At 60.6% G+C, this 14,439-nt stretch carries 13 protein-coding genes; 6 read left to right on the top strand and 7 right to left on the bottom strand.

Annotated elements, in window-relative coordinates:
• Nucleotides 1-321: a PepSY domain-containing protein gene (locus tag AB4O41_RS26125; RefSeq protein WP_460145261.1), complete on the bottom strand. Its 321-nt coding sequence runs from the start codon at nucleotides 319-321 to the stop codon at nucleotides 1-3.
• Complete coding sequence (locus AB4O41_RS26120; protein ID WP_460145260.1) at nucleotides 321-629, bottom strand: PepSY domain-containing protein; 309 nt, start codon at nucleotides 627-629, stop codon at nucleotides 321-323. Before AB4O41_RS26120 ends, AB4O41_RS26125 begins: the two co-directional genes overlap by 1 nt.
• Nucleotides 630-881: 252 nt before the next feature.
• Here AB4O41_RS26120 and AB4O41_RS26115 point away from each other — a divergent pair, with 252 nt between their 5' ends.
• The 5 genes from AB4O41_RS26115 (at nucleotide 882) to codA (ending at nucleotide 6,264) form a co-directional block, all read left to right on the top strand.
• Nucleotides 882-1,961 (top strand): patatin-like phospholipase family protein, encoded by a 1,080-nt coding sequence (locus AB4O41_RS26115; RefSeq protein ID WP_460145259.1) that lies wholly within the window; start codon nucleotides 882-884, stop codon nucleotides 1,959-1,961.
• A gap of 96 nt (nucleotides 1,962-2,057) precedes the next feature.
• Nucleotides 2,058-2,414 carry a 6-carboxytetrahydropterin synthase QueD gene (queD, locus tag AB4O41_RS26110; protein WP_003173033.1) on the top strand — a complete coding sequence of 119 codons (357 nt, stop codon included), beginning with the start codon at nucleotides 2,058-2,060 and terminating at the stop codon, nucleotides 2,412-2,414.
• Nucleotides 2,415-2,655: 241 nt separating this feature from the next.
• A complete protein-coding gene (locus tag AB4O41_RS26105; RefSeq protein WP_460145258.1) occupies nucleotides 2,656-3,486 on the top strand; it encodes an alpha/beta fold hydrolase in 831 nt (276 codons plus the stop codon).
• 248 nt (nucleotides 3,487-3,734) lie between these two features.
• Nucleotides 3,735-5,006: a cytosine permease gene (gene codB, locus AB4O41_RS26100; protein WP_460145257.1), complete on the top strand. Its 1,272-nt coding sequence runs from the start codon at nucleotides 3,735-3,737 to the stop codon at nucleotides 5,004-5,006.
• Between the two features lie 13 nt (nucleotides 5,007-5,019).
• On the top strand, nucleotides 5,020-6,264 hold the full coding sequence (codA, locus tag AB4O41_RS26095; protein WP_460145256.1) for a cytosine deaminase: 1,245 nt from the start codon (nucleotides 5,020-5,022) through the stop codon (nucleotides 6,262-6,264).
• 127 nt (nucleotides 6,265-6,391) lie between these two features.
• On the opposite strand, the gene AB4O41_RS26090 is transcribed toward codA, so the two are convergent.
• Nucleotides 6,392-7,384, bottom strand: coding sequence for a diaminopimelate epimerase (locus tag AB4O41_RS26090; RefSeq protein ID WP_460145255.1), 993 nt, complete (start codon nucleotides 7,382-7,384; stop codon nucleotides 6,392-6,394).
• A 169-nt stretch (nucleotides 7,385-7,553) separates the two neighbouring features.
• Between AB4O41_RS26090 and AB4O41_RS26085 the strand changes: the two genes are divergently transcribed.
• A complete protein-coding gene (locus AB4O41_RS26085) occupies nucleotides 7,554-8,705 on the top strand; it encodes an MFS transporter (protein WP_460145254.1) in 1,152 nt (383 codons plus the stop codon).
• 381 nt (nucleotides 8,706-9,086) lie between these two features.
• On the opposite strand, the gene AB4O41_RS26080 is transcribed toward AB4O41_RS26085, so the two are convergent.
• The 4 genes from AB4O41_RS26080 to AB4O41_RS26065 all read right to left on the bottom strand — a co-directional run bounded on the left by AB4O41_RS26080 (nucleotide 9,087) and on the right by AB4O41_RS26065 (nucleotide 14,361).
• Nucleotides 9,087-11,510 carry a TonB-dependent siderophore receptor gene (locus AB4O41_RS26080; protein WP_460145253.1) on the bottom strand — a complete coding sequence of 808 codons (2,424 nt, stop codon included), beginning with the start codon at nucleotides 11,508-11,510 and terminating at the stop codon, nucleotides 9,087-9,089.
• 97 nt (nucleotides 11,511-11,607) lie between these two features.
• Nucleotides 11,608-12,582 carry a FecR family protein gene (locus AB4O41_RS26075; RefSeq protein WP_460145252.1) on the bottom strand — a complete coding sequence of 325 codons (975 nt, stop codon included), beginning with the start codon at nucleotides 12,580-12,582 and terminating at the stop codon, nucleotides 11,608-11,610.
• 40 nt (nucleotides 12,583-12,622) lie between these two features.
• Nucleotides 12,623-13,123: a sigma-70 family RNA polymerase sigma factor gene (locus AB4O41_RS26070; protein WP_007907700.1), complete on the bottom strand. Its 501-nt coding sequence runs from the start codon at nucleotides 13,121-13,123 to the stop codon at nucleotides 12,623-12,625.
• Between the two features lie 116 nt (nucleotides 13,124-13,239).
• On the bottom strand, nucleotides 13,240-14,361 hold the full coding sequence (locus tag AB4O41_RS26065; RefSeq protein ID WP_460148424.1) for an MFS transporter: 1,122 nt from the start codon (nucleotides 14,359-14,361) through the stop codon (nucleotides 13,240-13,242).
• Between the last annotated feature and the right edge of the window lie 78 nt (nucleotides 14,362-14,439).

The following is a 14,439-nucleotide window of genomic DNA, read 5'->3' as shown; positions in this document are numbered from 1 at the left end:
TCAGTCTTCCTTGTCTTTCAGTAAATGGCCGGTGGTGGCGTCAAGGTCCAGCTCACGCACCACGCCTTCGGCGGTCAGCAGCTCGACCTCATAAACGTAGACGTCGTGTTTTTCCTCAAGCTCGGCTTCCAGCAGTTTGGCCCCGGGATAGAGGTCCAGCGCTTGCTGCAAGAGTTGCTCCAGCGGCAGGATCACCCCTTGTTGGCGCAGGCGCAGGGCCTCGTCCTGATCCAGGTCGCGGGCCATGACCACCGAGCAAAAAGCCAGGAGCGCCAGCGCCATTCGACTGCTGGCGCGTCGATTTAACGAAAACACCTTCATTACGTATCCTGATGATTCTTGAGAACCTGCCCGCTGACAGCGTCCAATTCCAGGTTCCACTCAAGGCCCTGCGGGTCGCGCAGTTCCACCTGGTAGATGTACTTGCCGTACTCTTCTTCAAGCTCGGTTTCGCTGATTTTGGCGCCGGGGTGTTTGGCCAGTGCCGTGGCGTTGAGCTTCTCGAAGGACACAATGGTACCAGCGTCGCGCAGTCTCAGGGCTTCGTCGGGGCCGAGGTCTCGCGCGTGGGCGATGCTGGCGGTCATGGCGATGATGGAGGCGGTGAACAGGGCAGTCAGGATTTTCATCGGTGTCTCCGTATTTTTTTATGTGTTACTACGGGCGCTACCTTAGTGATTCGAACTTAACTGAAACTGAATTGCCATCATTGATGATTGCAACGCGACATTACTGACACATACAAATCCCTGTAGGAGCCAGGCTTGCCGGCGAAGGCGATTTCGAGGACGCCTTCGCCGGCAAGCCTGGCTCCTACAGATTGTGTGCCGCGCTGTCTGGTACGCGCTTATAATCGCCGCCTGCCAGACATCGAGACCGGTATGACCGCGATCCACATCAAGTTCCCTTCCCTGACTATCAAGGCCGGCCCGCGTGCCTTGGCGCGTATCCGGGCAAACGGCTTGAGCGCCACCGACGTGGGCACGTTGCCGGGCGCCGCCGGTGGCCCGAAAGCGTTGGGGATTCAGGGCCTGGATCTGGCGTTGTTCGGCGAATGGCTGCCAGCGGCACCCCGGGAACGCTCGCTGATCGGCGCGTCGGTTGGCTCCTGGCGGTTCGCCAGCGCCTGCCTGCCGGATGCTGCTGAAGGCATCCGTCGCCTCGGTCATCTGTACACAGAGCAGAATTTCGCCAAGGGCGTGACCATGGCGCAGATCAGCCAGAGCTCCCGGCGCATGCTCGATGACTTGCTCGACGGCCGCGATGCATCGATTCTGGATAACGCCCACTACCGACTGAACATCATGGTGGTCAAAAGTCACGGCCTGCTGGCGGACGATCATCGTGGTCGGCTGGGGCTGGGACTGTCGTCGGTGATCGCCGACAACCTGCGCGGACGAGCGCGGCTGTCGCGGCATTTCGAGCGGCTGATCATCCACGACCCACGCCTCGCGCCACCGGTAAACGCGCTGAATGACTTCCCGTCGCGCTTCGTTGCGCTGGATGCCGGCAACCTACGCCAGGCCCTGCTCGCCTCGGGCTCGATCCCGATGGTCATGCAAGGCGTGCGCGACCTGCCGGGTGCCGGCGCCGGGACGTTTCGCGATGGCGGGCTGCTGGACTATCACCTCGACTTGCCCTACAGCGGCAACGACATCGTGCTCTATCCACACTTCACTGATCGAGTGATCCCCGGCTGGTTCGACAAGACCCTACCGTGGCGCCGCGCCTGCCCGGTGCGTTTGCAGGATGTTCTGTTGCTGGCGCCGTCGAAGGAATATCTGTCGCGCCTGCCCTACGGCAAACTGCCGGACCGTAACGATTTCAAGCGCTTCATGGGCGACGCCCCGAGCCGGCAGAAATACTGGCGCACGACGATGAATGAAAGCCGTCGTCTGGGCGATGAGTTCCTTGAACTAGCCGCCAACGGGCGCTTGGGCGAGCGCTTGCTGACCCTTTAGTCAGTGTTTTCCCGCATCGCCAAACGCAAACTGGTAAACTCGCCACCTGCCCGAATCGCTGCGGCGAACGCCATCTGAACAGAGCTGAACATGACTGTGGAAATCTTCAAAGAATTTACCTTCGAGTCCGCCCACCGCCTGCCCCACGTGCCGGACGGCCACAAGTGCGGTCGCTTGCACGGTCACTCGTTCAAAGTGGCGATTCACCTGAGCGGCGACCTCGATCCGCACACCGGCTGGATCCGCGACTTCTCGGAAATCAAGGCGATCTTCAAGCCGCTCTACGAGCGTCTGGACCACAACTATTTGAACGACATTCCTGGCCTGGAAAACCCGACCAGCGAAGTGCTGGCCAAGTGGATCTGGAATGAATTGAAACCCCTGCTGCCGGAACTCAGCGCGATTCGTATCCACGAGACCTGCACCAGCGGTTGCATCTATCGCGGTGAGTAGACCGACCCCAAGCACAACATAAATCCCTGTGGGAGCTGGCTTGTCGGATCGCCGCACCGCTGCGATGGCATCAACCCGGTTCGACGTTAAACCGAGCCGCCTGCATCGCGGGCAAGCCCGACTCCCACACAAGCCCGACCACACAAGAACTGCGTTTCGTCAGTGAATATAAAAACAGCCTTCAATGGCTGTTTTTTTATGCCTATGCTTCTTGGCTCGCACATGCCAAGAGGACGCTCCCATGGCTGACTGGCCGCTGGCTCAGACCTATCGCTTCAACGGGCATTCCGTGCGCTACGCCGTGCGTGGCGACGGTCCGCCGCTGGTGTTCGTGCATGGCACGCCCTTCTCTTCTTATGTGTGGCACCGGATCGCGCCGCACTTCATCACCACGCACCGGGTGCACTACTTCGATCTGCTGGGTTACGGGCAATCCAATCAGCCGGATGGCGATGTGTCGCTGGGCGTACAAAACCAACTGTTGGCGCAATTGCTCGAGCACTGGGGCCTGGAACGGCCAGACGTGGTGGCCCACGATTTCGGCGGCGCCACCGCGTTGCGCGCGCATCTGCTCAATGGCAAGGATTACCGCAGCCTGACGCTGATCGATCCGGTGGCGCTGTCGCCCTGGGGTTCGCCGTTCGTACAGCATGTGCGTCAGCATGAAGCGGCGTTCAGTGGACTGCCCGACTACATTCAGCAGGCGATTGTGCCGACCTATATTCGTGGCGCGATCAAGCGCGAGATTCCCGATCATGAGCTGGCGCCCTATGCGCAGCCTTGGCTGGGGGAACCGGGACAAGCGGCGTTCTACCGGCAGATCGCGCAGATGGATGAATGTTATACCCGCGAGGTCGAGGGGCTGTACCCGACGATTCGCTGCCCGGTGCAGATTCTTTGGGGGAAGGACGATCAGTGGATTCCCATTGAGCGCGGCCAGGCGCTGCATCAGATGATTGCGGGGTCGCAATTTCACGCCATTGCCAATGCCGGGCATCTGGTTCAGGAGGATGCGCCGGAGGCGATTGTGGCGGCGATATTGCGGTTTTTGCCCCTGCACAAATCCCCCTGAAAAAACCGAATCAAATGTGGGAGCGAGCCTGCTCGCGATAGCGGTCTGACAGTCACCCGAGTAGTGAGTGTGCCACCGCTATCGCGAGCAGGCTCGCTCCCACATGGGTGCCGTGTTCCTTCAGGTGCACTGCTTTCGAGCCCTCTTCGGGCCAAATCCGCCTGCTCGTCTATAAATAACAACACCCTCGCGCCATTGGCACGAGCACTGCAACACCCCCGCGTCCTCCATCCAGCAAGGAACGCCACATGACGCAGAACGATTTGGGCAACGATTACCCCCTCAGCGAAGTCCCGATGCATGCCCGCAAGGGACTCGCCTCCACCGCCATGGTGCTACTGGGTTTTACCTTCTTCACCGCGACCATGTTTGCCGGTGGCAAGCTTGGCGTGGCGTTCAGTTTCGGCGAGATGATGGCGGTGATTATCGTCGGCAATCTGCTGCTGGGGATCTACGCCGCGGGACTGGGCTACATCGCCTTCAAGAGCGGCCTCAACTCGGTATTGATGGGACGTTTCTGCTTCGGTGAAGTCGGCAGCAAACTCAGCGACCTGATCCTCGGTTTCACCCAGATCGGTTGGTACGCCTGGGGCACCGCGACAGCGGCAGTGGTACTGGGCAAGTATTTCGAACTGAACCAGGGCACCGTTCTGGGGCTGATGGTGTTGTTCGGCCTGGGGTTCTGCGCAACGGCGTACATCGGCTATCGTGGGCTGGAGATTCTGTCGTACATCGCCGTGCCGGCCATGGTGTTGCTGCTGATGTTGTCGATGTGGGTCGCGACGGTGAAGGTCGGCGGGCTCGAGGGCTTGCTCGCGGTGGTTCCGACCGGAACGCTGGATTGGTCGACGGCAATTACCTTGGTGTTCGGCACCTTCGTCAGTGGTGCGACGCAAGCAACCAACTGGACACGCTTCTCCCGTTCGGCGCGGGTTGCGGTGCTGGCGAGCCTGATCGGCTTCTTCGTCGGCAATGGTCTGATGGTGTTGATCGGTGCCTACGGCGCCATCGTCTATCAGCAACCGGACGTGGTCGAAGTGCTGCTGTTGCAAGGCTTCGCCATGGCCGCAATGGCAATGTTGCTGCTCAACATCTGGAGCACCCAGGACAACACCATCTACAACTTCGCCGTCGCCGGCTGCAACTTGCTGCGCACCGGCCGGCGCAGAACTGTGACCCTGGCCGGTGCGGTGATCGGCACGCTGCTGGCACTGCTGGGCATGTACGACATGCTAGTGCCTTACCTGATTCTGCTGGGCACAGTGATTCCCCCGATTGGCGGGGTGATCATGGCGGACTTTTTCTTCCGCTTTCGGGGCCGCTACCCCCGCTTGGCCGACACACGGTTGCCCGCGTTCAACTGGCCGGGACTGAGCGCTTATGCGGTCGGCACAGTCGCCGCCTTCAGTTCGCCGTGGGTCGCGCCACTGGTAGGGATTGCCGTAGCCGCGCTAACGTATGTGCTATTGACCGGGGTACTGGGTGCCCGTACCGCCGACGCACCACTCCAAGATCTCTAGAAGGATTCGCCCGATGCACATCATCAACGCCCGCCTGCGCAACCAAGAAGGCCTGCATGAGTTGCACCTGGAAAACGGCCTGATTCACAGCATCGCCCGGCAAACTGAAGCCCCGTCCCTGGGGCCGGATGACCTGGACGCCGGCGGCAATCTGGTGGTGCCGCCCTTTGTCGAGCCGCACATTCACCTCGACGCCACCCTGACCGCCGGCGAACCGCGCTGGAACATGAGCGGCACACTGTTCGAAGGCATCGAGTGCTGGGGCGAGCGCAAGGCGACCATCACCCAGGAAGACACCAAGACCCGCGCCAAGAAGACCATCCAGACCCTCGCCGCCCATGGCATCCAGCATGTGCGCACCCACGTCGATGTCACCGACCCGGAATTGACCGCGCTCAAGGCAATGCTCGAAGTCCGCGAGGAATGCCGCCACCTGATCGACCTGCAAATCGTCGCGTTTCCTCAGGAGGGCATCGAGTCGTACCGCAACGGCCGGGAGCTGATGGAAGAAGCGATCCGCCTGGGCGCCGATGTGGTCGGGGGCATTCCGCATTTCGAGTACACCCGAGATCAGGGCGTCAGTTCGGTGAAGTTCCTCATGGACCTGGCCGAGCGCACCGGTTGTCTGGTGGACGTGCATTGCGACGAAACCGACGACCCGCATTCACGCTTCCTTGAGGTGCTGGCCGAAGAGGCCCGCAGCCGCGACATGGGTTCACGCGTCACCGCCAGCCACACCACGGCCATGGGCTCTTACGACAACGCCTACTGCGCCAAACTCTTTCGGCTGCTCGGGCATTCGGGGATCAGCTTTGTCTCCTGCCCCACCGAAAGCATTCACCTGCAAGGACGCTTCGACAGCTTCCCGAAACGCCGTGGCGTGACCCGAGTGAATGAGTTGCTCGAAGCGGGGATGAACGTGTGTTTCGGCCAGGATTCGATCGTCGACCCGTGGTATCCGTTGGGCAACGGCAACATTTTGCGGGTGCTCGAGGCTGGGTTGCACATCTGCCACATGCTCGGTTATCGCAATCTGCAAAGTGCGCTGGATCTGGTGACCGACAACAGTGCCAAGGCCATGAACCTGGGCGATCGTTATGGGCTGGAACAAGGGCGACCAGCGAATCTGTTGATTCTGTCGGCGGACAGTGATTATGAGGTGATTCGTAGCCAGGGTTTGCCGCTGTATTCGGTTCGCGGGGGCAAGGTGTTGATGAAGCGGCAAATGCCGGTGGTGGAATGGGCGGATCAGCTCTGAATTTTCGCTGACTGTGCGGGCCTCATCGCGGGCAAGCCCGCTCCCACAGGGATCTGTGTTGAATGCAAAATTTGCAAACAATGGAGAACCTGTGGGAGCGGGCTTGCCCGCGATGGCGATGTTGAATTCACCCCATCAACCGCGCCGTACCAAACAACCTGACCCGACTCAATTCGCCATCCGATTCTTCCAGCAAAATCGGCGCCGTGCCGCCAGGCATGACCACCTTCACCTCCCCCGCCGTCACCCAACCCACGCGCCACGCAGCACACGCCACCGCACTGGCGCTGGTGCCCGACGAGGCGGTCGGCCCTTCGCCGCGCTCGAACACCCGCGCAACGATTCGCCTCTCGGATTCAAGCATCGCCCATTGCAGGTTCACCCCAGCCACACACGGCTGCCCTGTCCCGGTCGGCATGGCGTAGGCAATATGCATCAAGCCTTGCGCCAATGGCGGCTCACGCATCTGCTCATTGCTCGGCAACGCGTCGGCATTCGCCAGCAACGTCACGCAATGAGGATTGCCGATGCGCACAAACTGGCTGTGACTCCAGGAAGGATCAAGCGCCGACAATGGCCGCACATGACTGACTTCGCGCCCCTTCAACGTCACGGGTTCAACCCCTTGCGCCCCCACCGCTTCAGGCCCGAACGAGGGTTGTCCCAGGTCCAGCCAGAACCCTTGCACGCCATCGATTTCAGCGGGTTTCACTGAAGTCTCCAGCGGTGAAACCGCATCGCTCTTGTCGTGATGCACCCGCAGCTGACAGGCTTCTTCCTTCGGCATCAGCCCTTGTTCGCCAAGGGCCTGGGAAAAAATCGTCAGGCCATTGCCACTGCGCTCGGCCAGGGTGCCATCGGTGTTGACGATCAGCAGATCAAAAGGTGGCAACGCTTGAAACGGCCCCACTAGCAGGCCATCGCAGCGATGCGCCTTGCTGCCGAGCGGTTGTGTACCTGGAGCCCAAGCGCAGAATGCCTCGATGGCCAACAACGTCCATGCCTCACGGGTTTGCGCGGCATGGCTGGCTTGTTCAGGCAGGTCGATACCGCTACCGCGCAGAGCGTCAGGCGCCACCACTGCGTAGATATTGCCCCGAGCATCGTACATCCGCGTCATGGCGCCCCCCTCTATGAACAATTGATGCGTCGACGATATCGCGAAACAACGGCTGGCTGTGCAAGGATGTCACCCTGCCTGACTGCGACTCCACCCGGACGTGACGATCGAGCCCTATGCGGTTGTTCACTGTCCCTTGGGGACGCGACGTTTTTTGCCAAGGATCGATATGACCAACCTCAACACCCAAGCCTCATTCGTCCCCGGGCGTCTGGAACAGATGTCCACGCGCATCGCCTTTTTCATCGCAGGCTTCGGCATCGCGGCCTGGGCGCCGCTGGTGCCTTACGCCAAGGCGCGGGTCGGGCTGGATGAAGGAACCCTCGGGCTGTTGCTGCTGTGCCTGGGGGTGGGCTCGATTCTGGCGATGCCGATGGCCGGTATTCTGGCTTCGCGTTTTGGCTGCCGTCGGGTGTTGAGCGGCGGGACCTTGTTGATCTGTGCGGCACTGCCGCTGTTGGCGACGGTGTCTTCGATTCCGGCGTTGATCGCCGCGTTGTTCATGTTCGGCGCGGGCCTGGGCACAGTGGATTCGACGGTGAACCTGCAAGCGGTGATCGTCGAGCGGGCCAGCGGCAAGACCATGATGTCGGGGTTTCATGGGTTGTTCAGCCTCGGCGGGATCGTCGGCGCGGCGGGTGTCAGCGCCCTGCTCGGCTTCGGGATGTCACCGCTGGGGGCGATGCTGGTGGTGATCGTGCTGCTGGTGGTGGCGTTGCTCAAGGCCGCGCCGCATCTGTTGCCCTATGGCAGCGAAAGCTCCGGCCCGGCGTTTGCCGTGCCGCATGGCATCGTGCTGTTTATCGGCGGGATGTGTTTCATCGTGTTCCTGGCCGAAGGCGCGGCGCTCGACTGGAGCGCGGTGTTCCTGGCGCAGGAACGCGGGATCGACACAGCGTATGCGGGGCTGGGTTATGCGGCGTTTGCGCTGACCATGACCGTCGGGCGTTTGACCGGCGATGCGATTGTCCGGCGCCTCGGTGCGACACGAGTGATTGTGTTTGGTGGATCGACGGCTGCGGCGGGCCTGGCGCTGGCGACATTTGCACCGAGCTGGGAAGCGGCGCTGGTGGGGTATGCGCTGCTCGGCGCTGGCTGTTCGAACATTGTGCCGGTGCTCTATACCGCCGTGGGCAAACAGACCGTCATGCCGGAAAGCATTGCCGTGCCAGCCATTACTACATTGGGCTATGCAGGGATTCTCGCCGGGCCTGCGGTGATTGGTTTTATCGCCCATGGCAGCAGCTTGAGTTTTGCCTTTGGGTTGATGGCAGTGTTGCTGGTGGCCGTGGCAATTGGCGGGAAGGTGTTGAAGGTTTAAAAGCATCGCGGGCAAGCCCGCTCCCACAAGGATCTGCAGCGGACACAGCATTTGTGCACGACGCAGATCCAATGTGGGAGCGGGCTTGCTCGCGAACGCGTGGTGTCAGGCGACGGCTTTATCGGCTGGATGTCCGTCTTCGCAGGCAAGCCCGCTCCCACAAGGATCTACAGCGGACACAGATTTTGTGCACGACGCAGATCCAATGTGGGAGCGGGCTTGCTCGCGAAAGCGTTGTGTCAGGCGACGGCTTTATCGACTGGATGCCAGTCTTCGCGGGCAAGCCTCGCTCCTACAAGAGATCTTCAGTGGACACAGATTTTGTGTACGACACAGATCCTGTGGGAGCGGGCTTGCCCGCGATGAAGTTAACTCGGTCGATCAGAACCCGACACTGGCCTGCACAAAGAAGGTACGCGGTGCGCCGACGTACATCCCCGAGTTGTTATCGCTGGAGCGGGTGAAGTACTGCTTGTCGAAAATGTTCTTCACCCCCGCGCCGACTTTCAGGTTCGACAGTTGCGAACCGAAGTCATAACCGCCACGCACGTTCCAGGTGACATAACCCGGGATGTCGCCGTACTGGCCGTCCGCGCTGCCTTCGGTGATGTAGTTGCCGCTGAAACTGCCATCAGCGTTTACCGCGGTGCCCGGCGAGCGCTGTTTGGACTGGGCAAATGCATCGAGGTTGTAGGTCCAGCGGTTGATGTCATAACGCAGGCCGGCGGTCGCCACCTGACGCGAGTAGAACGGTAGGTCACGGCCCTTGAAGCCTGGAATCTCACCTTCATAGACGGCGCGAGTGTAGGTGAAACCGGCGTTGGCGGTCAGGCCGTCAAGTCGTGGGTCCAGCGCCGCCATGTCGTAATGCACCGAGGCTTCAAGGCCTTGGTGCGTGGTGGCGCCAAGGTTGGTCCAGCCCACATCGTTGCTGATGTATTGCAGTTCTTTATCGAAGTCGATGTAGAACAGCGTCACTTCCCCGCCCCACACGTCATCGTTGTAGCGCGTGCCGATCTCGTAGGTCTTGGCCTTTTCCGGGTTCAGGCCGTTGGCGGTGTTGTCACCCGAGCCACCCTGACCGAGCTGGAAATATTGCAGGCTGCCAAACGAGGTTTCGTAGTTGGCGAACAGCTTCCAGGCCTCGGACATGTGATACATCACGCTCAGGGCCGGCAGCGGTTCGTTGCTGTCGATGCTGCGGCGTTTTTCCTGCACAGGTTTACCGGCGGTGTCGAGAACCGGTCGATCGTGCCATTCGGTGCTGATGCTTTCAAAACGGATGCCGGGGGTCACGGTCCAGTTGCCGACGTCGATCTTGTCATCGATGTAAATGGCGTGGGCTTCGGTGCCGCCGGTGCGATCCTGGAACACATGGCCATCGGAGGTTTTGGTGACCACCGGCTGATTGTTCACCAGCGCCAGGCGGCTCGCCTCTTCATGCATGCCTTCTTTCAGGTAGCGATAACCGACGCTGGCTTCCTGAGTGGTCGGGCCCAGATCGAACACATGGGACACGCGCGGTTCGATGCCGAACGTGTAGTAAGTACGCGGATAAGAGCTGAGGGTTTTCTGGTCGCGAGCGGCGATGGTGCTGCCACGAAAACTGTCGGAATAGTAGGTCAGCACTTCGGCCTGGGTGCGGTCGTCGATCTGCCGAATCCACTTGAAGGACACGTCTTTGCGACGGCCGCTGAAGTTGTCATGGTCGCGGTCGGACTGGAACGGATCGGCATCATACTGCTTCTGCGTCAGGCCACCGGGCATGTCGGCGCTGGCGTCGTAGTAGTGAAAATTGAGACTGAAATCGTCCTGGTCGGTGGGCGCCCAATGGGTCTTGAGGATCACATCGTCGATGTCATTGCTGTTGTTGCTTTTTCGATAACCGTTGCCGTTCACGCCGGAATACAACAGCGCCACGCCCATGCCGTTATCGGCGGTGCCACCGAGAAACGCAGTGTCGATGTGTTTCCAGCCACCGCGCTGGGTGGTTTCCAGGGTGGTGCCGATTTCGCCCGTGGCTTTCTCCGGAATCGCGCGGGTAACGAAGTTGATCACACCACCGACGTTCTGCGGCCCATAACGTACGGAACCGGCGCCACGCACCACGTCGATGCTGTCGAGGTTGCCGGAAGAAATCGGTGCCATCGACAGCTGCGGTTGCCCATAAGGGGCGAAGGCGGCCGGCACGCCGTCAATCAGCACAGTGGAGCGTGGCGACAGGCGCGAGGTCAGGCCGCGCACACCGACGTTCAGGGAAATATCGCTGCCGCCGGTGCCGTTGGCGTCCTGCACTTGCACGCCGGGTACGCGACGCAGCACGTCACCAACGTTCATGGCGCCCTGTTCCACCATGGCTTCACGACGGATCACCGTGCGCGCGCCAGGATGGTTTTGCACCACGGCAGCATTGGCATCACCGAGCCAGTCGCCGACTACCTTGATGTCGGTCACACCCAACTCCAGCGGACCGTTGGCGGCGGAAGTCGGGGCTGGCATCAGGGTCACCGAGCCTTCATCGATCTGATATTCCAGACCGCTGCCTTGCAGTAATTGGCGCAAAGCCTGTTCCGGCGAGAGATTGCCATCGACTGCCGGAGCCTGTTTACCGGCCACCAGTTCAGGGCTGAAAAAAACCTGTAGCGAGGTTTGCTGCCCCAGCTGACTCAAGGCCTGACCTAGCGGTTGCGCCTGAATATGAATGGCATCGGCAGCGAACGCCTGGGGCAGCGCCGAGCTGACCGCCAGGGCGAGAGCGAGGGGCAGCCAGGATGTTTTGTTATTTTTAGCGGTGGTTTTCTTCACGTCGAACATTGTCCTGTGGATCGCAAGAGTGTGCGGCTGTTAATGCAAACCAGTTGCAGTTGGACAAGAAGACGAAGAACTCGAAAAAAACCTGAATCTATCGGGCAATTATTTCCTGACTGCCGTCATTGAGGATCCGAATGGCCACCGGCAGGATGCTCGGCAAGGCCTTGAGCAATGCGTCGGTGTTGTCGGATTTGAACACGCTAGTCAGGCGCAGATCGCCCACTTTGGCGCTACCGACCGTCAGCGGTTTTTCCCGATAGCGCGACACTTCTTCAGCTACTTCTCTGAGGCTGGCGTTGTTGAACACCAGTTTGCCGCTGCGCCACGCAGTCAGTTCCGCAGGATTGACCGTATAGGCGGCGGCCACCTTCCCCAGAGCATCGACGCGAGTGCCAAGGCCAGCGGTGAGGCTGACGAAATCGGCGCCGCTACCTTGAACCTTGACCGTGCCCTGCTCCACCGCGACCCGGGTTTCGGTGCTGTCGCGACGCACGTCGAAACGGGTGCCGGTGACTGTCACGTTGCCGCTGCCCGCCTCGACCACGAACGGTCGGCTGCTGTCGTGCTCGACGCTGAACATCGCCTCGCCTTGCGTCAACTCGATGCCGCGACGATCTTTTTCATAGCGCACCTGCACCCGGCTGCGGCTGTTCATATCGATCACCGAACCGTCCGGCAACGCCACATGGCGACGCTCGCCAAGGGCCGTGGAATATTCCGCCGTGTAGGTCGCCGGATGATTCAAGCCGCTGAACAACCCCAGGCCAAGCGCCACCGCCAACACACTGGCAGCCACCGCGTAACGCACCAGCGGAGGACGTGTGCGGCGTGCCGGCGGGGTTTCGCACAAGGCGTGCAAACGCTTGGCGGGCAGCAGATCGGCCGCCGCCCACAAGCTCTGGAGCATTTGATATTCGTCGCGATGCTGAGGGTGTTCGTCCAGCCAGATCTCGAAGCCTCGCCGGTCTTCGGCGTTGACGACAGGTTCCTGCAAACGCACAAACCACCGCGCCGCTTCATCGCGAACTGTTGTTTGCCCGCACGCACAATCACCAGTGTCCATCATGGAAAGTCCTTTTTGGCGGCGGATGAGAAGACGCGGCGAATCATGGCTGTAACCCGTCCAGGCGATCACGCAAATGCCGCAGGGTGCGGATCATATACTTTTCCACCATGTTCTTGGACAGCCCCAGGCGCTCAGCGATTTCGGCCTGGGTCAGGCCTTCGATCTTCTGCCAGACGAACACCTTGCGACAGTTGACCGGCAGCTCGGTGAGCGCCCGTTCGATGGAATCCGCCAACTGGATCGCGTGCATGAAATGCTCCGGGTCGCCGGACGACGACACACTGTGATCGATCGCCTCGGACTCCATGGCGCCCCGCCGATCCTCACGCCGATAACCGTCCACCGCAATGTTGCGCGCAGTCTGGTGCAAATACGCCCGAGGTTGTTGCACCGCCGCCGAATCGGACTCAAGCACCCGCACGAAGGTGTCATGGGCCAAGTCCTCGGCCTGCTGACGATTTCTCAGGCGACGGGTCCAGGTGCCGATCAACTCTTCGTAATGCTCGAAAAAGCCGTGTCTGCGGGGCAGCTTGGGGGTCATTGCGGTGTGCTGTGGAGAGGAGGCGTGAATAGTAATGCTTCCTATTAAGCAGAAGCAATGCATTCCACTGGCTAGGTGAACATACAAGACATGCCCTACAGCTCGCACATTTTTGGTCAGCTTTCTGTCCCTGCCAACAACACGGCCAGTGCGCCGCACACCATCAAGGTTTCACCCAACGCCTGACTCCAGGCTGCCAAGATTAGCCCACCGCCAATCAACAGGTAATACAGCAAACCAAACAGTGCGCCAGCCGTGCCCAGTCGATCGCCGTAATTCACCAAGGCCGAACCGAGGATGTTCGGGATTGCCATACCGAACGCTAAAACCACCAGCAGCATCGCCAGCACGAACAGACCGCTGTCCTGCATCAGCCATACGCCGATGCCACCCAGCAATGCCAACAACGCCGCAAGCCGAATCAAGCGCGGGCCCCTGCCCCCTCGATGGAGCAAGCGCTTGTTGAGCCAGGCGCCAAGACCGGAACCCAAGGCCAGGATCACACCGCTGTAACCGAAATACTGCGCACTCAAGCCCAGTCGCTCGAATATGAAGGGGCCGAGGCTGTAGTAGCTGAACAAGGCAATGTTGAATAACGCGACCAATAGCGTCGAGCGCCAGATATTGCGGTCTTGCAGCATTCGCCACAGCGTCTCGAACAGGTTCGCGGTGATCAGGTGCTGCGGTCGGGTTTCCGGTAACGCGCGCAAGCACCACAGCAACAACCCCAGCGACAGCAGCAACAGACAGCCCTGCACGCCTCGATATCCAAAGGCTTGCACCAGACTCGCCCCGCTGAACAAGCCAATCGCCGGACTCGCGGCTAGGGCGATACCCATCACCGAAAATACCTGAGCCAGTTCCGCGCCCTTGAAGCGGTCGCGCAGCAAGGTTTGCGTCACCACCGAGCCGACTGCCGCGCCAAACGCTGCCAGCGCCTGAGCCCCCAGCAATGCACTGAAGGTGCTGACGCTCAGCGCCATTACTGTCGCGCCGACGTACAACGCCAACCCGGCGAGCATCGAAAGCCGACGACCAATACGGTCACACATCCGGCCCCACACCACCACGCCGAACGCAAAGGCCAGGAAATACACGGACAGCGTTTGCGCCGCCGCTTGAGGGCCGGCAGCAAACACCTGACCGATATCCGCCAACGCCGGGCTGTAAAGGGTTTGGGCTATTTGCGGAAACATCAGCAAGGCGATCGCCAGCACCAGCAGGCTTCTGGAATTCATCACGACTTCACTCTTCAAGAAAAAACTGCCGAGGAGTTTAAGAAGGCGTGACTGACGTATTATCCAAACCCTGACAAT

The organism is Pseudomonas sp. S2_A02 (genome assembly GCF_054668495.1).
This window is presented reverse-complemented; position numbering and strand designations above follow the sequence as displayed.